The sequence below is a fragment of the Salmonella sp. A7 genome, from assembly GCF_020181675.1.
GTDB lineage: Bacteria > Pseudomonadota > Gammaproteobacteria > Enterobacterales > Enterobacteriaceae > Salmonella > Salmonella enterica.
In genome coordinates, this window is the sequence record NZ_CP084001.1 from 3,936,565 (window position 1) to 3,958,332 (window position 21,768).

The following is a 21,768-nucleotide window of genomic DNA, read 5'->3' on the forward strand; positions in this document are numbered from 1 at the left end:
CATACGCCCTTAAAACGTTTCCCAATTATCGCTGCCATCGGCCACAGCGGCCTTTGGTGACGACACGGCTGCCGGGGTTTTTACCGCTGCCACTTCACGCGCACGCTGCTGTTGCTGTTGAATACGGAACACCGCGACGGCCTGGGTCAGACGGCTGGCTTGCTCTTCCAGCGCCGCAGCCGCGGCGGCGGATTCTTCCACCAGCGAGGCGTTCTGCTGCGTTACGCGATCCATCTCCGCTACCGCCAGGCCCACCTGGTCGATACCACGGCTTTGCTCGTCGGACGCCGAGGCAATCTCGCCCATGATATCGGTCACGCGGGTCACTGCATTGACGATCTCATCCATGGTTTCACCGGCGCTTTCGACCAGCGTCGAACCCACATCAACACGGCTCACGGAATCCTCAATCAGACTCTTGATCTCCCGTGCCGCCTGCGCGCTACGCTGGGCCAGATTACGGACTTCACCGGCCACCACCGCGAACCCGCGTCCCTGCTCGCCTGCGCGCGCCGCTTCTACCGCCGCATTCAGCGCCAGGATATTGGTCTGGAAAGCAATACCGTCGATTACGCTGATAATATCGGCGATTTTCTGCGAACTGGAGGCGATATCGCGCATTGTTTGTACGACGTTATCCACCACTTTGCCGCCTTTTTGCGCTGTTTCAGAGGCGCTCAATGCCAGGTGACTGGCCTGACGGGCGTTTTCGGCGTTCTGTTTCACGGTGGCGGTCAGTTGTTCCATACTGGCGGCGGTCTCTTCCAGAGACGCTGCCTGCTGCTCAGTACGGGAAGAGAGATCGTTGTTGCCCATCGCAATCTCGCTGGCGCCGCTATAGATCGCATTCGCGCCGTTACGTACATCGCCAACAGTACGCATCAGTTCACTTTGCATATGACGCAGGTTTTCAGCCAACTGCCCCATTTCGTTGGAGCCTTCCACGTCGATACGCTTCACCAGATCGCCGCTGGCGATATGACGAATGCTTTCAATCAGACGATTCATCGGGGCGATAAGCGACAGTTTGATGCCGAACCAGACGGCGATAATGACCACCAGAACGGCAATCAGCACACTGACCAGTACCCACATCGCCTGGTTGTAGGAACTGTTGTTATCCTCAACAGCAATATCGTACAGACGATCGTTTTGCTGCATATAGGCCATGTACTGCTTCTCAAAAGCGTCCTGATAGCTTTGAGTCGGTTGATCAAAAAACTCGTTAATCTTACCCGCGCCAAGAAGCTGAATAAGCTCCGCCAATGCGCCGTGGTAGATATCATAGGTTCGTTTGATCTCAAGGAAAGCCGCCTCACTCTGACGTGAATCGCGCGGTAATGACTCATACTGCGCCCAGTTTTTTTCGGTGAGCTTCAGCGCATTGGTCGCCCCCTGCATCAGTTCAGCGACAGTTGCGCCGCTGCCAATATTGCTCTGGTCCATCATCCAGCGGATACCCGCGCGATTCAGGGTATTACGCGTTTGCAACAGCTCCACCCAGGTTGAATTCAGGGCAGACTGCTGCTGACGAATGGTTTGCAATACGGTGAAGTTTTCTTTGTCATTCTTCAGTGAGTTGAAGAACAGCCCGCCGGATGTCAGTTGTAAAAGGCCAAATAGCGCCAATACCAGCAGTAAGCTGGTAACAATTTTAATTCGTTTTAACATGTTTTCTCTTTCCGCTAGACAGATACAGAATTTTCGGCCTGGAAAGGGAAAACTTTATGGGATGCGCGCCATTAATATCACGATTAGCTCAGTTAAGTCGTTATGACGCCCCGCGCAACAAGGATCGTCCCATTTTATATCGTGATCTCAATCACATAAAATAGCCCACGCCCTCCTCCGCGAAACCGCTTACCGGTACGTCCGACCGCTTAAACCGCCATACAACCACTCACTGATTTACCTAACTTTACGCGCGCGATGATCTGGCAAGATCCTCTCAGCATAGCAGTCAATCTACCTCCTCAAACACGAACTCAATGTCCACCCAGCTTCGGCTGATAATTAAACTTACAACCAGGTTTTACTATGGATACGAAAAAGATATTCAAGCACATACCCTGGGTGATTCTCGGAATCATCGGTGCTTTCTGCCTCTCGGTCGTTGCCCTACGTCGGGGTGAACACGTGAGCGCCCTGTGGATCGTGGTCGCTTCCGTTTCCGTCTATCTGGTGGCTTACCGCTACTACAGCCTGTATATCGCCCAGAAGGTCATGAAGCTCGACCCGACGCGCGCGACGCCGGCGGTCATCAATAACGACGGCCTGAACTACGTGCCGACTAACCGCTACGTGCTGTTTGGTCACCACTTCGCCGCCATCGCCGGCGCAGGTCCGCTGGTCGGGCCGGTATTGGCCGCGCAGATGGGCTATCTGCCGGGGACACTGTGGCTGCTGGCGGGCGTGGTGCTCGCGGGCGCAGTGCAGGACTTTATGGTGCTGTTCATCTCTTCCCGCCGTAACGGCGCCTCTCTTGGCGAGATGATCAAAGAAGAGATGGGTACCGTTCCAGGCACCATCGCGCTGTTCGGCTGCTTCTTAATTATGATCATCATCCTCGCGGTGCTGGCATTAATCGTGGTTAAAGCGCTGGCCGAAAGCCCGTGGGGCGTCTTCACCGTCTGCTCAACGGTGCCGATTGCGCTGTTTATGGGCATCTACATGCGCTTCCTGCGTCCGGGACGCGTAGGCGAAGTCTCCGTTATTGGTATCGTGCTGCTGGTGGCGTCTATTTACTTCGGCGGCGTGATTGCCCACGACCCGTACTGGGGCCCGGCGCTGACCTTTAAAGACACCACCATTACCTTCGCGCTGATCGGCTACGCCTTTGTTTCCGCGCTGCTGCCGGTATGGCTGATCCTCGCCCCGCGCGACTATCTCGCTACCTTCCTGAAAATCGGCGTGATCGTCGGTCTGGCGCTGGGGATTGTGATCCTCAACCCGGAACTGAAAATGCCGGCGTTGACGCAGTACGTCGACGGTACCGGCCCGCTGTGGAAAGGCGCTCTGTTCCCGTTCCTGTTCATCACCATCGCCTGTGGCGCCGTCTCTGGCTTCCACGCGCTCATCTCTTCCGGCACCACGCCGAAACTGCTGGCCTGTGAGACCGATGCGCGTTTTATCGGTTACGGCGCGATGCTGATGGAGTCCTTTGTTGCGGTGATGGCGCTGGTGGCGGCCTCGATCATTGAACCGGGTCTCTACTTCGCGATGAACACCCCGCCGGCAGGTCTGGGCATTACCATGCCAAACCTGCACGAGATGGGCGGCGAGAACGCGCCGCTGATTATGGCGCAGTTGAAAGACGTTACCGCACATGCAGCGGCGACCGTCAGCTCCTGGGGCTTTGTGATTTCCCCGGAACAAATCCTGCAAACGGCGAAAGATATCGGTGAACCGTCAGTATTGAACCGCGCAGGCGGCGCGCCAACGCTGGCAGTAGGTATCGCGCATGTGTTCCACAAAGTCCTGCCGATGGCGGATATGGGCTTCTGGTATCACTTCGGTATTCTGTTCGAAGCGCTGTTTATCCTGACCGCACTGGATGCGGGTACCCGTTCCGGCCGCTTTATGTTGCAGGATTTGCTGGGTAACTTCGTCCCGTTCCTGAAAAAAACCGATTCTCTGGTCGCGGGTATCATCGGTACCGCAGGCTGCGTCGGTTTGTGGGGCTATCTGCTGTATCAGGGCGTGGTCGACCCGCTGGGCGGCGTGAAGAGCCTGTGGCCGCTGTTCGGTATCTCTAACCAGATGCTGGCCGCCGTGGCGCTAGTGTTGAGCACCGTGGTACTGATCAAAATGCAGCGCACCAAGTACATCTGGGTAACGGTGATCCCGGCGGTATGGCTGCTGATCTGCACCACCTGGGCGCTGGGCCTGAAACTGTTCAGCGCCAACCCACAGATGGAAGGTTTCTTCTATATGGCAAACCTGTATAAAGAGAAGATTGCCAACGGCACCAACCTGACCGAGCAACAGATTGCCAACATGAACCATATCGTGGTGAACAACTACACTAACGCTGGTTTGAGTATTCTGTTCCTGGTGGTGGTGTACAGTATTATCTTCTACGGTTTCACCACCTGGATGAAGGTACGCAACAGCGATAAACGTACCGACAAAGAAACCCCGTATGTGCCCGTGCCGGAAGGCGGCGTGAAGATCTCTTCACACCACTAAAACTGATGCCGGGTAGCGCACAGCGATCCCGGCTAGTGTAGGCCGGATAAGGCGCAAGCCGCCATCCGGCTTTATTCATTAACAGGACGGCAGAATGTTTGATACTTTAGGTCAGGCAAAAAAATATCTCGGCCAGGCGGCAAAAATGTTGATTGGTATTCCGGACTACGACAACTATGTCGAGCACATGAAAACCAACCATCCCGACAAGCCGTACATGACCTATGAAGAGTTCTTCCGCGAACGTCAGCAAGCACGTTACGGCGGCGATGGCAAAGGCGGTATGCGCTGTTGTTAATGGAGAGACTATGACCCCGATTGCAGTTACCCTACTTACCGGTTTTCTTGGTGCCGGCAAAACCACCCTGCTACGCCATATCCTCAACGAACAACATGGTTTTAAAATCGCCGTTATCGAAAACGAATTTGGCGAAGTCTCCGTTGACGATCAACTGATTGGCGATCGCGCCACACAGATCAAAACCCTGACTAACGGCTGCATCTGCTGTACCCGCTCCAACGAGCTGGAAGATGCGCTATTAGACCTGCTCGACAGCCGCGACCGCGGCGATATTGCTTTCGACCGCCTGGTAATTGAATGCACCGGCATGGCTGACCCCGGCCCGATTATTCAGACCTTTTTCTCCCATGACGTATTATGCGAACGCTACCTGTTAGACGGCGTGATTGCGCTGGTCGACGCGGTGCACGCTAACGAGCAGATGAACCAGTTCACCATCGCCCAGTCGCAGATAGGCTACGCCGACCGTATCCTGCTGACCAAAACCGACGTGGCAGGCGACAGCGAGAAACTGCGCGAGCGGCTGGCGCGTATCAACGCCCGCGCCCCGGTTTACACCGTGGTACATGGCGATATTGACCTGAGCCAGTTGTTTAATACCAGCGGCTTTATGCTGGAAGAGAACGTGCTGGCAAGCCAACCGCGTTTCCACTTTATTGCCGATAAACAGAACGATGTGTCGTCAATTGTGGTGGAGCTGGATTACCCGGTGGATATCAGCGAGGTTTCGCGAGTGATGGAAAACCTGCTGCTGGAATCAGCGGATAAACTGCTGCGTTACAAAGGGATGCTGTGGATCGACGGCGAACCCAACCGTCTGCTGTTCCAGGGCGTGCAGCGTCTCTACAGCGCCGACTGGGACAGACCGTGGGGCGACGAAACGCCGCACAGCACGCTAGTGTTTATCGGGATCCAGTTGCCGGAAGACGAGATCAGAGCGGCATTTGCGGGGTTAAGGAAGTAAACGGGCGCAGAAAAGCCGGGCCGCACAGGAGATTGTATGCCCCTTATCCGAGATATTCACCAACGCTTCTGGCGTCTGCCACAACTGCCGTGGCTGGAGCTACGTACCACCAGTGAAAGCCGTCAGGCCTATAAGCGCCACAGCCACCCGCAACTGTCGCTGGGCGCAATCATCGCCGGAGAAACCCGCTGCATCAGTAACGGACAAGAGTATCTGTTACGCCCCGGCGAGCTGATCCTGATCCCCCCGCAATCTCCACACAGTTGTAACCCGCTCCACGAGCGACCACGCAGCTATCATATGCTGTATCTCGATGCGGACTGGTGCCTGACGCAGCTCCCCCATTTGCCGGCGAATAGCCGCCTGCATACCACGCAGCCACAGTTGCAGGACCCGCAGCTTTTCCAGCTTTATCAGCAAATTGTGACGTCTATTACTCAGCAACAAACCGCCGGACTTCCGGCGCTTATTATCCACCTGTTGCGCGCCCTGCCGCTACAAAGCGCCGACGCCGAACCGCCATGCGCCATCAGCCGCCAGTTGGTTGCCCGCTTAGTCAGCAACCTTCAGGAACCGCCGACGCTGGACACACTGGCGCAGGAGTTTGCGCTCCGTAAGGAGACTCTGATTCGCACTTTTAAGCAGGATACAGGCCTGACTCCTGTCAGCTTTACCAATATGGCCCGCATTGAATATGCCCGGCACCGATTGCGCGCCGGGGACGATATTGCCGATGTTGCCTATCAGACCGGTTTCGCCGATCAAAGTCATTTCCACAAAACCTTCGTCAGCTACACGGCGGCAACGCCGCGTCAGTACGCGCAGAACAGATCAATATCCGACAATAAATAGCGCATCCGCAGGTATAGGCTGACCTCAGTATCATCACTGAGGTTACTATGGAACAGGTTACAACGTTATTTCCTCCGGCGTTTCCCGCACTGGCGCTGGCGCATTTTATGGCGCTGCTCAGCCCGGGTCCGGACTTCTTTTTGCTGGTCGGTTACGCCGTACGCTATCGGCTGCGCGGTAGCGTCGGGCTGTGCCTCGGCATTGCGGCGGGAAATGGGCTCTATATTCTGCTGGTGGTGATTGGGTCAGGGCTACTACGTCAGACGCCGCTGCTCTTTACCATCATCGAACTATTGGGTGCCGCCTACCTGCTATGGGTGGGCCGTCAACTGTTGAAAAGCCGCGCCGGGCCGCTGGAGTGGCGGTACGCCGCATCGGCATGTCCATCACTGGCAAAACAACTATTACTGGGGCTAGGTTCATCGCTGTTGAATCCGAAAAATGCTCTGTTTTATCTGGCGCTAATGACCGCCCTGCTGGGCCCAAACGTGACCGTTACACAGCAGGCCATATGTGGAATCTGGATGACCAGCGTAGTGTTACTCTGGGATCTGCTGCTGATAACGCTTATCGCCCTGCCGCAAATTCAAGGTCGTCTGGGTAATCTTGTCTGGAAAATTGAACGCGCCGCCGGCGGCATTCTGATCGCCTTTGGCTGCTGGATTGTGTGGCAGTTCATTACAAGTTAAATCAATGAGGGGCAGCTTTATACGGTGGTCAACGTTGCCCGGGCAGATGAATAGGGTCTGCATCATTCGAACCCTTTCCTTCTTATAATGCCGACGCCGCCATAAATTAACCTGCCCCCAGAAACCAATAAAGCGACTAAATAGCCGCTTTATTCTCATCACCAAATATAATATCACCTCTCATCCAGCGGCTTATTTTCATTGATTTTCAGCTGGACTTTCCTTCTGTAAGATGCGCAAACTGCTGTAACAGCGTCGGATGGCGCTAACGCTTATCCGACCTACGGCCCGCTGCCCGGTAACCACCTGCTGTCGGGCTTATAACATATCTCACCTCCAAAAGCCCGATTTCCGCTTTTATCTCTTTTCACATAACGTATGATAGTGCGCAGAAAATTCAGGAGGGATCCATGAGCGATATCCAGCTTTTCCGCCTCGGTGACGGGAAAGTACAAGAACTGCCGGGCAAAGCCGCAGCCATTGAAAAAGATCTGCAAATGCTGATCGAATCCCATATGGAAACATTCCTTGGCGTCCGCTTTCTCGAGACCGAATACCGCACGGGTAAAACCCATCGTGGGCGAATTGATTCCCTCGGCCTCGACGAAAATAACTGCCCGGTGATTATTGAATATAAACGCCACAGCAATGAAAACGTCATTAACCAGGGGCTGTTTTATCTCGACTGGCTGCTCGATCATAAAGCGGAATTTCAGTTGCTGGTGATGGAGAAAATAAGTAAAACCGCGGCCAAAGCCATTGACTGGTCCGGCACACGGTTAATCTGTATTGCCGCCGATTTTAATAAATACGACGAACATGCCGTTCAGCAAATCAACCGCAATATCAACCTGATTCGCTACAAGCTTTTTGCCGACGACCTGTTAATGCTGGAACTGGTTAACGCCGTGGTCGAAAATAGCCCTCAGCACATCATCGCGAACGGTTCCGTCAGCAGCGGTAAACGCCATACCCGCACGCAGCGCGAACAGCTCTCTTCGGCCTCTCCCGCGCTGCTTTCATTATATGAACAGCTAAAAAGCTATGTGCTCTCACTCAGTGATGAGGTTCAGTTTAAAGAGCTTAAGCTCTATGACGCCTTCCACCTCATTCGTAACTTTCTGTGCGTGGCCGTTTATCCCGTGACCGACCCACACCTACGCCTGTGGCTGAAAATCAATCCACAGCATATCCAGCTTGAAGAAGGATTTAGCCGGGACGTCACGCATATTGGCCACTGGGGAACCGGCGACGTCGAATTGATTGTGCGTGACGAACACGATCTGGATAAAGCCAAACTGCTGATCGAGAAAGCCTGGCAGGAAAATTAGCGTTCCAGGATACCCGCCTACTGGAGAGGTTAAGATAAGATTATCCAGCCTTTCCAGTTTTACTGACTCTTATCTGTTATTCCACATCCTTCTTTTCCAACCCAATATCCCTTAACTGTTCGTCACTCATTCGCCGCAGCGCCTGACAGGCCCGCTTACGCAGCCACCACCTTTTTAGCGCCCGTCTGAGCTGCACAAAGCCAATAAATGGTTGTCTGGGGCGGTTCTCGTAAAATTCCATACCGGCCTCCGCATAGAACAGAAAATGCGGGCATCATGAATGTCTGTACAAACAATACCGGGATAAAAAACACGGTTAGTGCAACGTGGATAAATAAGGAGGGCGATTTAGGGTGTTTTGTTCGCTTATTTCGTTCTGATTTAAGATCCGCGTCCTTCGCTGCAAAAAGCCAGGCCCCTCCCGATTTCAGAGGGGCAACAGGGATTAGCGGCGCACCACTACCAGCTTCTGGTTCACAAACTCCTTAATCCCCAGATCCGATAGCTCGCGTCCGAAGCCCGAACGCTTAACGCCGCCGAACGGCAGCTCCGCTGCGGTGTCGGTCAGCCAGTTGATATAAACCATCCCGGTTTCAATCCGGGAGGCCATGCGTTTAGCGCGCTCGATATCCTGACTAAACACCGCGCCGCCCAGACCGTAGTGGGAATCGTTGGCGAGTTTTACCGCCTCGTCATCGTCTTTCACCAAATACATCTGCGCCACCGGGCCGAAGAACTCTTCAAAGTACGCCGGGTTGTCACGCGTAATGTGGGTCAGAATGGTCGGCTCAAAGAAGTTGCCTTTGCTTTCCAGCGGCTTGCCGCCAACGTGCAGCGTCGCGCCATTTTTCACCGCTTCCTCGACCTGTCTGGTCAATGTTTCCAGCGCATCTTTCGACGACAGCGGCCCCAGTTCGGTAGAAGCGTCCATCTGATCCCCCACCTTCACCTTCCTGAACGCCTCGGTGAACTGGCTGAGGAATTGATCGGCGATTTTCTCATGCAGGATAAAGCGCTTCGCCGCCGTACATACCTGCCCTGCATTAGTGAGTCGTGCCTGCACGCCAATTTTCACCGCTTTCTCAAGATCGGCATCGTCCAGCACGACGAACACATCGTTCCCGCCCAGTTCCAGCGTCGATTTTTTAATGTGCTTCGCCGCCTGTGCCGCCACGGCGCTCCCCGCTTTTTCAGATCCGGTCAGCGCCGCGCCCTGCACGCGCGGGTCGGCGATGATGTTCGCCACCTGATCGGAGGAAATAAACAGGTTGGTCCATGCGCCGTCCGGCGCGCCAGCTTCACGCACCAGATGGGCAAACGTCTCGGCACAGTGCGGTACGATGCTGGCATGTTTCGCCAGCACCGGGTTACCCGCGGCCAGGTTCGGCGCCAGCACACGCATCAACTGATAGTACGGGAAGTTCCACGGCTCAACGGCCATGATGACGCCAATCGGATGATGTTCTACCCACGCGTCGCCAAACTCGGTTTTATAAGGCACCGGGGCAAGAAACTGCTTCGCGTTATCCGCATAATAGCGAGCGATCTGCGCACACAGTTTGACTTCGCCACGGCTCTGCTCGATGAGCTTACCCATCTCCTGGCTGGCGATTTTTGCCAGTTCTTCAACACGGCTGTCGATCAAATCAGCCAGCTTATGCAGTACCGGCAGACGTTGGTCAATCTCTCCCTTGGACCAGTCGGAGTGATAGAGCGCGTCAGCTTTTTGCAGCGCGGTTTCAATATCCGCGTCCGTGTGCGGGGGGTACTCTTTAATGAGCTGATTATTGGCAGGATTCACTGTCTGGTAAGCCATATCACATGTCTCCTTGTTATCGTCATTAAGGCAGCCGTAAATGCCGCTCAGAACAATAAGGGTAGTAGAGATGGCTGGCGCTATCGGTAAAGTTCGGTATATTCGTGCGGTTATCAGCGATAATTATAGAGAGCGTTGCCCGGCGATCACCGGGCCTGCAACATTCAGACTGGAACCGCGTTAGTGGCTAACATCCTGAAGCTCTTCAGCCGTAAGGCCGGTGAACCGCTGGACAGTCTCGCGGTCAAGTCCGTCCGCCAGCATCTGTCTGGCGATACGCAATGCGGCAACGTGCTGACCTTTTTCCAGCCCTTTTTCTAATCCTTCCTCCAGACCGACCTGTCTTCCTTGCCGTTCCCCTTTTCTGCGATCCGCTGCGCGGATCCTCTCTATCAGCGTCATCAGTCTCTCCTTAGTGTGCGGGACATGCCCTACCACATCACGAATAAACGTGGTGAAACGAGGCGTGTGTCCGTGCTGAATCATAAGATAATTAAACAGCGCTTTAAGCTGCCTGTCATTAGCGCAACCAGTAACTAACAGCGAAGCAATCTGTTCAACCAGTCCCAGCAGGTCCCGCTGGCGGATATGTTTTTGGATGAGCTCCAGCAGCGCAATGCGGCGGTGCTGCATAATGTCATCATCCGATACCACCGTAATATCGACCAGCGGAAAGGCAGCGGCATAGAGTCTTCTTGCCACTTCCGGGTTCGCAAACTCATCCAGCCAGCACAGCGAAAAAGGATACGGGCTATCAACACCGTGATAAAACAGCATCGGCACCACCAGCGGAAGATGCTTATGCCCCGCCTCCAGATGCTGTTGCATTGCCGCCATCGCATACCGCATCAGCCGAAACGCCATATGCGCATCCGGCGTGCTCTGATGTTCAATCACGACGTAGAGATAACCGTCGCCCTCGCGCGTTTTCAGCGACCAAAGCACATCGGAATAATAGGCTCGCAGATTTTTTTCAATAAAACTGCCGGGTTCCAGCTTTAGCGTCCGTAGGTCGCAAAGCTGGCGTAACGACACCGGCAGATGAATCTCCATAAAATCGCGGGCGGTTTCCGGGTGGCGCAAAAAGGTTTTAAACACCGCATCATGCGGTGTTGAGGTCGTCGATTTTTTCATGGCGCTCCGTCACCCCAAACCGGGATGCTGCGACTCTACCTCCTGAAAATTCCTTTCTCATCCGTACCTTTTCAGCATTGCGAGGCGCGACGGAAGATAAATCCTGTTATCTGTAATGCACATGCATTTTCGGAACTGAACACGCAAAATACCAGCCTGCGCGCCCTGCCTTTATCTTTATTAACCAGACAAACTCTTTTGATTAACATCAAAATTTAATTACACTTAATGTGTATATTTTCCGTGCAACGTAAATTTCCCGAGGTGTGATGTGCTGATTGTTATCTGTAATCGCCACACGTTCTGACGAGATTCAGAACGCGTCTCTTCCTGTCTGTGTTTTCACCGGCAGCGTTTTTGATTACATGAAATTCAGTACATCCGCAGCCGCTGTTTCCATCGCCTGCCTGACGTCACGATGACGGTATTGAGTTTCGCTGTCCCATCATGGGGTTCTCCGACATGGAGCGCATTTTTTATGCAACGGATTATTCAGTTTTTCTCCCAACGCGCCACAACGTTATTTTTCCCGATGGCGCTGATTTTGTACGATTTTGCCGCCTATCTGACGACGGATCTGATTCAGCCTGGCATCATTAACGTCGTGCGCGATTTTAATGCTGACGTCAGTCTTGCGCCGGCCTCGGTCAGTCTCTATCTGGCGGGCGGAATGGCGTTGCAATGGCTTCTGGGGCCGCTATCCGACAGGATTGGCCGCCGGCCAGTGCTGATCGCAGGGGCATTAATTTTTACTCTCGCCTGCGCGGCAACGCTGTTGACGACCTCAATGACGCAGTTTCTGGTTGCCCGTTTTGTGCAGGGCACCAGCATTTGCTTTATCGCAACGGTCGGCTACGTCACGGTACAGGAGGCCTTCGGTCAAACCAAAGCCATTAAGCTGATGGCGATTATTACCTCCATTGTGCTGGTCGCTCCGGTTATCGGCCCGCTCTCCGGCGCCGCGCTGATGCACTTCGTTCACTGGAAGGTGCTGTTCGGTATTATTGCGGTGATGGGACTGTTGGCGTTGTGCGGCCTGCTGCTGGCGATGCCAGAAACGGTGCAACGCGGCGCGGTGCCGTTCAGTGCGGTGAGCGTACTGCGCGATTTTCGTAATGTGTTTCGCAACCCGATTTTTCTCACCGGGGCGGCGACGCTGTCGTTGAGCTACATCCCGATGATGAGCTGGGTGGCGGTGTCGCCGGTGATCCTGATCGATGCCGGCGGGATGAGTACTTCGCAATTCGCCTGGGCGCAGGTGCCCGTATTCGGCGCGGTGATCGTGGCCAATATGATCGTTGTGCGCCTGGTGAAAGATCCGACCCGACCGCGTTTTATCTGGCGCGCCGTACCAATTCAGTTAAGCGGGCTGGCGACATTACTCCTCGGTAATCTTCTTCTGCCGCACGTCTGGCTTTGGTCTGTGCTGGGCACCAGCCTGTACGCGTTCGGCATTGGAATGATTTTCCCGACGCTGTTTCGCTTCACGCTTTTCTCCAACAACTTGCCAAAAGGGACGGTTTCGGCCTCGCTGAACATGGTGATTCTGACGGTGATGGCGGTGTCGGTCGAAGTTGGCCGCTGGCTGTGGTTTCACGGCGGGAGACTGCCGTTTCACCTGCTGGCAGCGGTGGCCGGGGTGATTGTGGTCTTCACCCTGGCGACATTATTACAGCGCGTGCGCCAGCATGAGGCGGCAGAACTGGCCGCTGAGAAGTAACTACTCTGCCGGATAGAGGCTTATCCGGCACAGGATAATCTGATGTTTTTTGCACGTTCCTGCCGTCTGGCTCTATCCTTAACCCTATGAATAAAATCGCCGAACTCAAACGCGCCAAACGCCTGGCGCTCTCACTGTTGCTGATAGCCGCCGCGACGTTTGTGACCACGCTTTTCCTGCCGCCCAGTTTTTGGGTGCTGGGCATAAAAGCTATTGCCGAAGCGGCGATGGTTGGCGCGCTGGCGGACTGGTTTGCCGTGGTGGCGCTGTTTCGCCGTATTCCCATTCCGTTTATTTCACGACATACGGCGATTATTCCCCGTAATAAAGATCGAATCGGCGAAAATCTTGGGCAATTTGTGCAGGAGAAGTTCCTTGATACGCAGTCGCTGATCGCGCTAATCCGCCGCCATGAACCCGCGCTGCTTATCGGAAACTGGTTCAGCCAGCCGGACAACGCCAGCCGGGTCGGGCAGCATCTGCTGCAAATTATGAGCGGCTTTCTGGAACTGACCGATGACGCCCGTATTCAGCGGCTGCTCAAGCGAGCGGTACATAAAGCGATTGATAAAGTGGATCTTTCCGGCACCAGCGCCCTGATGCTGGAAAGCATGACCAAAAACGATCGTCACCAGGTGTTACTCGATACGCTGATCGCCCAGCTTATCGCCCTGTTACAGCGTGACAGCTCCCGAACATTTATCGCCAGACAGATCATACGCTGGCTGGAAACGGAACATCCGTTAAAAGCGAAGATTCTGCCGACCGAATGGCTGGGAGAACACAGCGCTGAACTGGTCTCCGACGCGGTAAATTCTCTGCTGGATGATATCAGTCACGACCGCGCGCATCAGATTCGTCATGCCTTCGATCGCGCGACGTATAAGCTGATCGATAAACTTAAACATGATCCGGAAATGGCTGCCCGGGCAGAAAACATTAAAAGTTACCTGAAGGAAGATGAGGCGTTTAACCGTTATCTCGGCGAGATCTGGGCGGATCTACGCCAGTGGTTAAAAACAGATATCAACGCCGAAGACTCGAAGGTAAAGCAGCGCATCGCTCATGCCGGACAATGGTTTGGCGAGACGCTGATCGCCGACGACGCATTACGCGCCTCGCTTAACGGTCATCTGGAACAGGCCGCGCACCGCGTCGCACCGGAATTCGCCGCCTTCCTGACGCGCCACATCAGCGATACCGTAAAAGGCTGGGATGCGCGCGATATGTCGCAGCAGATTGAGCTTAATATCGGTAAAGATTTGCAGTTTATCCGCGTGAACGGCACGCTGGTCGGCGGCGCTATCGGTCTGGTGTTATATTTACTGTCGCAAATACCGGCACTGCTCAGTATTTAACGCCGTTCTCGTTCAGATTAACTGCCAAACCCCGCACGTGGGAGGCATTAATTTAATGCCATTTCCCACCGATGCCCCTCTTCTCAATCCGTTATTCGCCTGCGCTTCACTTTCTTTTCTTGCAAATTTGAAACATTAATTTTACTTTTTATTATCATTTAAAACAACAATTCGGCATTCCTGCCTTACTTTAGCAAAGAGAAAAACCATGGTTCATGCTCAGAGCGCTTCACCTCGCCATCCCATTTTTACGGCGCTTTTCGGTATGATGGTATTGACGCTGGGGATGGGAGTTGGCCGCTTTCTGTATACGCCCATGCTGCCGGTAATGCTGGCGGAAAAGCAGCTAACGTTTAACGAACTCTCGTGGATTGCCAGCGCCAATTATGCAGGGTACCTGGCGGGAAGCTTACTGTTTTCCTTTGGCCTTTTTCATCTCCCCTCTCGTCTACGCCCCATGCTGCTGGCTTCGGCGTTCGCCACCGGTATTCTTATTCTGGCCATGGCGATATTTACCCAACCCGCAATCGTCATGTTGGTGCGCTTCCTGGCAGGCGTCGCGAGTGCGGGAATGATGATTTTTGGATCAATGATTGTGTTGCATCATACCCGCCATCCGTTTGTTATCGCCGCGCTCTTTTCCGGCGTCGGGGCCGGGATTGCACTGGGCAACGAATATGTCATTGGCGGTTTACATTATGCGCTTTCGGCCCATTCGCTATGGCTGGGGGCCGGAGCGCTCGCCGGTATATTGCTATTAATCGTGGCAATGTTGATTCCCCCCCGCGCTCATGCGCTGCCGCCTGCGCCCTTAGCAAGAATCGAAAATCAGCCTATGCCCTGGTGGCAACTGGCGCTGTTGTACGGTTTCGCCGGATTCGGCTACATCATTGTCGCTACCTATTTGCCGCTGATGGCGAAAAGCGCGGGCTCTCCGCTACTCACGGCGCACCTTTGGTCGTTGGTCGGCCTGGCGATCATTCCCGGCTGCTTCGGCTGGCTGTGGGCGGCAAAACATTGGGGCGTCCTGCCATGCCTGACCGCGAATCTGTTGATCCAGAGCGCCTGCGTGCTGCTGTCTCTCGCCAGCGACTCGTTGTTGCTGTTAATACTGAGCAGTATTGGTTTTGGCGCCACGTTTATGGGTACAACCTCGCTGGTGATGCCGCTTGCCCGACAGCTCAGCGTGCCGGGCAATATTAATTTGTTAGGCCTGGTGACGCTAACGTATGGTATTGGGCAAATTCTCGGTCCGCTCGCCGCCAGTCTGTCAGGCAATGGCGCGTCGGCAATTATCAACGCCACGCTTTGCGGCGCCGCGGCGCTCTTTTTTGCCGCGCTGATCAGCGCCGCGCAGCAGATAAAACAAAAACGGTTTGTGATACGTGAATAAGCGGTAGAGTAAACCCACGCTCTCCGCACCAGGTTGTATCTTTAATGCTATTCGCGGCGCAATGCGGATCTGTTTTTAATAGCACATCCTCAACACGTTATTTCAGGGTAAAGATGCCACTAAAAACTATACTTATTCTATGGTTTTTAGTGCTATCAATCTGCCTATTATTTTATATACCCTTCATACTTCAAGTGGATTATGTGTTGGCTACGGATTACCCGGCCCATCCATGGGCCTCGCCCTGACGGGCCGTTGCTCACCCCAATCACATCGTTATCTATGCTCCTGGGGACTCACTCCCTTGCCGCCTTTAAGCAACTCGAATTATTTTGGGTATATCCCATTATGATGATTATCGCGCCCTTTCAAATCATCACAATTATAAATAAATCACATCATGAAATTAATTAGATGATTCGTTTTTTATTACCTGCCCGTAGGATTCTTAGGGCGCAAACTGACCCATCAGCGGCTACTGACCTGATCGTGACAATTCCTCTTAAGGCGTGAAAAATTACAGTAAAAAGTAAAATTTAGGTTAAAAAACCCTATTTTTTAACAACGATAATTAAGTGGCGTGAAATTGACTAACGTCAAATTTATTTCCTCTTTTTCCTGCTCCCGGCTCCGGTCTTCGTCAACACCTGTTTCTTTGCTTTTTTACCTCGCGTTATACCGTCCACGGTTCCCCGCGCCTCCGGCAGTAGCGAAGATGGTGATTTTTCGCGCTGCTATGCAAGAAACGCATAGCACGATACATACTTGCATTTTGTCCTTACCCTTATGGCTGATAAGGTCTTTCTGTTTCGGGCTTTTTGGCCTGTGGCTACAACCAACACATCATCAAAAAAATTCGGGGATCGCTATGGCGCAACAAGTGGACGGGGCGGCCATGCCGCTTGATACAGAAAAGGTCGGGATAAAGGGATACCTGGCGTTTTTTCTCACCATTATTTTCTTTTCCGGCGTATTTTCCGGAAGCGAAGGCTGGTGGCGCGTTTTTGATTTTACCGTACTCAACGGGTCATTCGGTCATGTGACCGGTACGCAGACCTTTCGCGGCGCGGGCGGAACGGGCGCGAAAGATGGCTTCCTTTTTGCGCTGGAGCTGGCGCCGTCGGTTATCCTTTCTCTGGGTATCATCGCGATTACGGATGGGCTTGGCGGTCTGCGGGCGGCGCAGCAATTGATGACGCCCATCCTGAAACCATTGCTTGGCATTCCCGGCATTTGCTCACTGGCGCTGATCGCCAACCTGCAAAATACCGACGCCGCGGCGGGTATGACCAAAGAGCTGGCGCAGGAAGGCGAAATCACCGAACGCGATAAAGTGATTTTTGCCGCCTGGCAGACCAGCGGCAGCGCTATTATCACCAACTATTTCTCCTCCGGCGTTGCGGTATTCGCCTTTCTGGGGACGTCAGTCATCATTCCGCTGGTGGTCATTCTGCTATTCAAATTTATCGGCGCAAACCTTTTGCGCGTCTGGATTAACATCGAAGAACGCCGTCACCCTGCGCAAGGAGCCCAATCATGACGACTCAGGTACGTAAGAATGTCATGGATATGTTTATCGATGGCGCACGCCGCGGTTTTACCATCGCCACGACCAACCTGTTACCCAATGTGGTCATGGCATTTGTCATTATTCAGGCGCTGAAAATTACCGGTCTGCTCGACTGGGTAGGCCATATCTGCCAGCCCGTGATGGCATTGTGGGGGCTTCCCGGCGAAGCGGCTACGGTGCTTCTGGCTTCGCTGATGAGTATGGGCGGCGCCGTTGGCGTGGCGGCCAGTCTGGCTACCGCCGGCGCGCTAAGTGGCCACGATGTTACCGTACTACTGCCAGCCATTTACCTGATGGGAAACCCGGTACAGAATGTCGGCCGCTGTCTCGGTACTGCCGAAGTCAACGCCAAATATTACCCGCATATTATCGCAGTCTGCGCCATCAATGCGCTGCTGTCGATCTGGGTCATGCAGCTTATTGTTTAATAAGGAGTTATCATGCCTGATTTATCCGCCGCGGAGTTTACCTTGTTACAGGGCGCGCACCTGTTTGCGCCAGAAGACCGGGGCATCTGTGATGTTCTGCTCGCGAATGGCAAAATTATTGCCGTCGGCGCTGACATCCCCGGCGATATCGTACCGGACTGTGCGGTGATTAATCTTAGCGGTCGTATGCTGTGCCCGGGCTTTATCGACCAACACGTTCATCTGATCGGCGGCGGCGGCGAAGCGGGGCCGACGACGCGGACGCCGGAAGTCTCCCTGAGCCGCCTGACGGAAGCCGGGATAACAACGGTCGTCGGCCTGCTTGGCACCGACTCCGTTAGCCGTCATCCCGCGTCGCTGTTAGCCAAAACGCGAGCGCTAAATGAGGAGGGGATCACCGCCTGGATGCTCACGGGCGCTTATCACGTTCCGTCGCCGACCATTACTGGCTCGGTAGAAAAAGACGTCGCGCTGATCGATCGCGTCATTGGCGTGAAATGCGCAGTCTCCGACCACCGTTCCGCCGCGCCCGGCGGGAATCAACTCGCCAGCATGGCCGCCGAATCACGCGTTGGCGGCCTGCTGGGCGGCAAACCCGGTGTCAGCGTTTTTCATATGGGCAGCAGCAAAAAAGGGTTACAGCCGCTGTATGACATCCTGGAAAACAGCGACGTGCCGATCGGTAAACTGCTGCCTACCCACGTCAACCGTAGCGAATCTCTTTTCGAGCAGGCACTGGCGTTTGCGCTTAAAGGCGGCGTAATCGACATTACCTCCAGTATTCCGGATCCCGTCGCGCCGGCGGAGGGCATTGCCAGAGCGGTAAAAGCCGGCGTCCCGCTTTCCCGGGTGACGCTCAGTTCAGACGGCAACGGCAGCCAGCCGCTATTTGACGCTGCCGGAAATCTGACGGGCATCGGCGTCGCGGGCTTCGAAAGTTTGCTGGAGACGTTGCAGACGCTGGTTAACCACTACGGATTCAGCCTGACCGATGCTCTGCGTCCGCTGACGACCAGCGTAGCCGCCTTCCTCAGTCTGGACGGCAAAGGCGAGATTCGTCCCGGTAACGATGCGGATCTGCTCGTCTTTAGCGCAGATTTACGCATTGAGCAGGTGTATGCGCGCGGCAAACGCATGGTCAATGAGGGGAAAGCCTGCGTAAAAGGTACCTTTGAACCGGCGTAATTCCCGCTAGTTTCAGGCTGCCCCATCACGGCATTCTGAAAGAGGACGGGATAAGCGGTTGTCAGCCGCCCGAATGGACGTAGAATGCCCTTTCGGGCGGCTGACAGGATAACGGTAAATGGATGTAACTGGAGCAGGTTTGCACAATATTGAGACAAAATGGCTATATGATTTTCTGACGCTGGAAAAGTGCCGCAATTTCTCTCAGGCCGCCATTATCCGCAACGTATCGCAACCCGCTTTTAGCCGGCGGATTCGCGCCCTGGAACATGCCGTGGGCGTTGAACTGTTTAATCGACAGGTCTCACCGCTACAGCTTTCCGAACAGGGTAAAATCTTTCACTCCCAGGTTCGCCACCTGTTACAGCAGCTGGAAAGTAATCTGACCGAACTGCGCGGCGGCAGCGATTATACGCTGCGTAAAATCAAGATTGCCGCCGCCCACTCGCTCTCCCTCGGCCTGTTGCCGACCATCGTTAAGCAGATGCCGACGCAGTTTACCTACGCCGTTGAGGCGATAGATGTCGACCAGGCGGTGGATATGTTACGTGAGGGGCAAAGCGATTTTATCTTTTCTTATCACGATGAAAACCTGCAACAAGCGCCGTTTGATAACATCCGCCTGTTTGAGTCGAGACTGTTTCCGGTTTGCGCCAACAATGGCCGGGGCGAGCCGCGCTATACGCTTGAGCAGCCGCACTTTCCCCTGCTTAATTACAGTCAGAACTCCTATATGGGCCGGCTGATAAATCGTACCCTGACTCGCCATGCTGAACTGAGTTTCAGTACATTTTTCGTCTCTTCGATGAGTGAATTGTTAAAACAGGTTGCGATGGACGGCTGCGGAATCGCCTGGTTGCCCGAGTATGCTATCCGTCAGGAGATTACTGACGGGCGCCTGATCGTGCTTGATGCCGACGAACTGGTTATCCCGATCCAGGCTTATGCTTATCGCATGAATACCCGCATGAGTCAGGTAGCCGAAACATTTTGGCGCGACCTGCGTGGGCTTCAGGCCGCACTGTAAACACATCAGGCGGTAAGGCGTTGTTCCCCGGTCAAAGAGGCGCGGGTGTCCGGCCAGGACTCATACCAACGAATCGCCGCGCGCACCAGCGACGCTGTGGAATCAATCATCGGGCACGCTATCGCGCGTTCATGTCCGGCCACAATAAGCGGAATTTCGGTACACCCCATAATAATTGCCTGCGCGCCACGGGCAATAAGGCTATCGATTTGCGGCAGCAGCAGCGCTTGCGCCGCAGTTTTATCGCCACGTTTAAGCGTATAAATAGCCTGCATTACCAACGCCTGCCCCGCGTCTTCTGGCTGAATTAACGTCAGCCCCCGCGCCAGAGCTTTCTTTTGATATAACCCGGTTGCCAGCGTCGCATTGGTCGCCAGCAGACCAACGTGCCGCGCCGATGGCGGAATATCCCCCAGAGTAGCGTCCAGAATGCTGATCATTCGCGCTTTCGCGACGTTCTGTAAATCATCAAACCAATAATGCGCAGTGTTGCATGGGATAACGATACACTCCGCCCCGGCGTCTTCCAGCATATGCAGATAACGCTCCAGATAACGGAATGGCGAAGGCCCGCCGGATAACAGACATGCTGTACGATCGGGAATATCAGGAATAGAGCTGACAATGAGCGGGATGTGTTGTTGATCACAACTGGCATGTCGTAATTCAACAAATTTTTCCAACATATCCGCCGTTGCCGCAGGTCCCATCCCCCCCAGTATCCCAATGGTGTGTTTCATCGCTTTTCCCGCTTATTTACGTCAAGGTCAGAAACACACTATCAACTTGATGTGTATATAAAAAATGCCGTTTTATTAGCGGCTATGCGTAAAAATCATAACGGGTGTAAGGGCCACGCGTTATCGCCTTTTCTGGCAATCGATTGGTTACATGAGCGCTCATCGACCTTCGCAAGCCGCTAAATGCCATTTCGCTACACCGCATTGCCCACTGCGAGTCCGCACGCTTGTTTTATCCTCATCGCCACAGCGCCTGTCGGTGAAGGGGCCGCCGTGTTTTGCTTTTCGACGCTAATGCGGGAATATCCCAGCGAATATGGCTATAAACCAAATCCACGGTCTCCGTGGCGCTGCCTTCGGCGTCGCCATGATTGCTCATGCGTGAAATCCGCACATTGGTGAGCGTATAAATAATAAATGGCAGCATTGCGCCCTTATCACGACGGCATAATGTCAGCACGCCTTCTTTCACCGTTTTCCCGTTACAATAGTGCTCATAGAGGCCAGGCGTAGCAAGATCGACAGGCTTTGTCAGCGTCAATCCTCCAATATATGTCCCTCTCGCTTCGCCGGACTCCCGTTTCGTCGGGTTGTGGTTGTAAGCAATAAGTTTTATTTGGTTTTCAAAACCTTTGATCCGGCTTTCGCCTTCAATACCGTCCAGTTTTAAATAGATGGCGTCCATCCCCCCTCCGTGATTATCATGCGGCAAAGCAGGCTGACAAGGACGGAACGCCAACAATGAAAGAACGTTCCATTTTCCAGCCATTTCGTTGGTGTCTCTGTATACCAGATTAAATACCGACAATCTGCTATAACTGGATTCTTGCTAAATACCTTCTGCCATCAACAATCCATTTTACAATAGCGCTACTGACCTGAAATCTATTACGCCTGGCATTCAAGCATCGTTTCCTGAATAACCATAGCCGCTATAAGAACCATATCAAAAAAGAAATATCAATATCATTTCTTATTTTTATCCGAGAAATTACTTAATTACACAGAATCGGAATATAGACAATTCTTATTCCTTTTCACATCAATGGGTTTTTTAGACTTTTGTCATATA

20 protein-coding genes and 1 pseudogene are annotated in these 21,768 nt (G+C 53.7%); 15 read left to right on the forward strand and 6 right to left on the reverse strand.

The features are described 5' to 3' along the window. Positions 1-9 precede the first annotated feature (9 nt). The gene (gene tsr / locus LCS67_RS19205) at positions 10-1,671 is read right to left on the reverse strand and encodes a methyl-accepting chemotaxis protein (RefSeq protein WP_000919524.1); all 1,662 of its coding nucleotides are present in this window, start codon (positions 1,669-1,671) and stop codon (positions 10-12) included. A 366-nt stretch (positions 1,672-2,037) separates the two neighbouring features. Between tsr and btsT the strand changes: the two genes are divergently transcribed. The 6 genes from btsT (at position 2,038) to LCS67_RS19235 (ending at position 8,325) form a co-directional block, all read left to right on the forward strand. Next, entirely contained in the window at positions 2,038-4,188 is a 2,151-nt protein-coding gene (gene btsT, locus LCS67_RS19210) for a pyruvate/proton symporter BtsT (protein ID WP_000379929.1), read from the forward strand. Between the two features lie 94 nt (positions 4,189-4,282). Beyond that, entirely contained in the window at positions 4,283-4,486 is a 204-nt protein-coding gene (locus LCS67_RS19215) for a YbdD/YjiX family protein (RefSeq protein ID WP_000460616.1), read from the forward strand. 10 nt (positions 4,487-4,496) lie between these two features. Next, positions 4,497-5,453, forward strand: coding sequence for a GTPase (gene yjiA / locus LCS67_RS19220; RefSeq protein ID WP_000187838.1), 957 nt, complete (start codon positions 4,497-4,499; stop codon positions 5,451-5,453). 36 nt (positions 5,454-5,489) lie between these two features. Then, positions 5,490-6,305, forward strand: a complete 816-nt coding sequence (locus LCS67_RS19225) for an AraC family transcriptional regulator (RefSeq protein ID WP_001128427.1) — start codon at positions 5,490-5,492, stop codon at positions 6,303-6,305. Positions 6,306-6,352: 47 nt separating this feature from the next. After that, positions 6,353-6,994, forward strand: a complete 642-nt coding sequence (locus LCS67_RS19230; RefSeq protein WP_000438685.1) for a LysE family translocator — start codon at positions 6,353-6,355, stop codon at positions 6,992-6,994. Between the two features lie 410 nt (positions 6,995-7,404). Beyond that, positions 7,405-8,325 carry a DUF5655 domain-containing protein gene (locus LCS67_RS19235; RefSeq protein WP_031568878.1) on the forward strand — a complete coding sequence of 307 codons (921 nt, stop codon included), beginning with the start codon at positions 7,405-7,407 and terminating at the stop codon, positions 8,323-8,325. A 76-nt stretch (positions 8,326-8,401) separates the two neighbouring features. Here LCS67_RS19235 and yjiS read toward each other — a convergent pair whose 3' ends face one another. Next, on the reverse strand, positions 8,402-8,566 hold the full coding sequence (gene yjiS, locus LCS67_RS19240) for a DUF1127 domain-containing protein YjiS (protein ID WP_000397916.1): 165 nt from the start codon (positions 8,564-8,566) through the stop codon (positions 8,402-8,404). On the opposite strand from yjiS, the pseudogene LCS67_RS19245 reads away from it, so the two are divergent. Continuing rightward, positions 8,533-8,673, forward strand: a pseudogene (locus LCS67_RS19245) (hypothetical protein); the annotation flags it as partial. The gene yjiS and the pseudogene LCS67_RS19245 overlap by 34 nt on opposite strands. Positions 8,674-8,770: 97 nt before the next feature. On the opposite strand, the gene LCS67_RS19250 reads toward LCS67_RS19245, so the two are convergent. Continuing rightward, positions 8,771-10,141 carry an NAD-dependent succinate-semialdehyde dehydrogenase gene (locus LCS67_RS19250; protein WP_000331434.1) on the reverse strand — a complete coding sequence of 457 codons (1,371 nt, stop codon included), beginning with the start codon at positions 10,139-10,141 and terminating at the stop codon, positions 8,771-8,773. Positions 10,142-10,181: 40 nt separating this feature from the next. On the opposite strand from LCS67_RS19250, the gene LCS67_RS19255 reads away from it, so the two are divergent. Continuing rightward, entirely contained in the window at positions 10,182-10,325 is a 144-nt protein-coding gene (locus LCS67_RS19255; protein WP_153247006.1) for a hypothetical protein, read from the forward strand. Here LCS67_RS19255 and LCS67_RS19260 read toward each other — a convergent pair. After that, positions 10,322-11,275, reverse strand: coding sequence for an Rpn family recombination-promoting nuclease/putative transposase (locus LCS67_RS19260; protein ID WP_000750005.1), 954 nt, complete (start codon positions 11,273-11,275; stop codon positions 10,322-10,324). The genes LCS67_RS19255 and LCS67_RS19260 overlap by 4 nt on opposite strands. Positions 11,276-11,753: 478 nt before the next feature. Between LCS67_RS19260 and mdtM the strand changes: the two genes are divergently transcribed. The 7 genes from mdtM (at position 11,754) to hypT (ending at position 19,956) form a co-directional block, all read left to right on the forward strand. Next, a complete protein-coding gene (gene mdtM / locus LCS67_RS19265; protein ID WP_001188918.1) occupies positions 11,754-12,995 on the forward strand; it encodes a multidrug efflux MFS transporter MdtM in 1,242 nt (413 codons plus the stop codon). Positions 12,996-13,081: 86 nt separating this feature from the next. After that, positions 13,082-14,353 (forward strand): DUF445 domain-containing protein, encoded by a 1,272-nt coding sequence (locus LCS67_RS19270; RefSeq protein ID WP_001033023.1) that lies wholly within the window; start codon positions 13,082-13,084, stop codon positions 14,351-14,353. A gap of 208 nt (positions 14,354-14,561) precedes the next feature. Beyond that, positions 14,562-15,746: an MFS transporter gene (locus LCS67_RS19275; RefSeq protein WP_031568870.1), complete on the forward strand. Its 1,185-nt coding sequence runs from the start codon at positions 14,562-14,564 to the stop codon at positions 15,744-15,746. An 868-nt stretch (positions 15,747-16,614) separates the two neighbouring features. Beyond that, on the forward strand, positions 16,615-17,286 hold the full coding sequence (locus tag LCS67_RS19280; protein WP_000068752.1) for a nucleoside recognition domain-containing protein: 672 nt from the start codon (positions 16,615-16,617) through the stop codon (positions 17,284-17,286). Further along, complete coding sequence (locus LCS67_RS19285) at positions 17,283-17,744, forward strand: YjiG family protein (protein WP_000211979.1); 462 nt, start codon at positions 17,283-17,285, stop codon at positions 17,742-17,744. The genes LCS67_RS19280 and LCS67_RS19285 overlap by 4 nt, the downstream gene beginning before the upstream one ends. Before the next feature lie 12 nt (positions 17,745-17,756). Then, positions 17,757-18,929, forward strand: a complete 1,173-nt coding sequence (gene iadA / locus LCS67_RS19290; RefSeq protein ID WP_001113050.1) for a beta-aspartyl-peptidase — start codon at positions 17,757-17,759, stop codon at positions 18,927-18,929. Between the two features lie 118 nt (positions 18,930-19,047). Further along, entirely contained in the window at positions 19,048-19,956 is a 909-nt protein-coding gene (gene hypT, locus LCS67_RS19295; protein WP_000383509.1) for a hypochlorite stress DNA-binding transcriptional regulator HypT, read from the forward strand. 5 nt (positions 19,957-19,961) lie between these two features. Here the strand turns inward: hypT and LCS67_RS19300 are convergent, their stop codons facing one another. After that, entirely contained in the window at positions 19,962-20,696 is a 735-nt protein-coding gene (locus LCS67_RS19300; RefSeq protein ID WP_000683243.1) for an aspartate/glutamate racemase family protein, read from the reverse strand. 238 nt (positions 20,697-20,934) lie between these two features. After that, a complete protein-coding gene (locus tag LCS67_RS19305) occupies positions 20,935-21,465 on the reverse strand; it encodes an Hcp family type VI secretion system effector (protein WP_000907671.1) in 531 nt (176 codons plus the stop codon). Positions 21,466-21,768 lie beyond the last annotated feature (303 nt).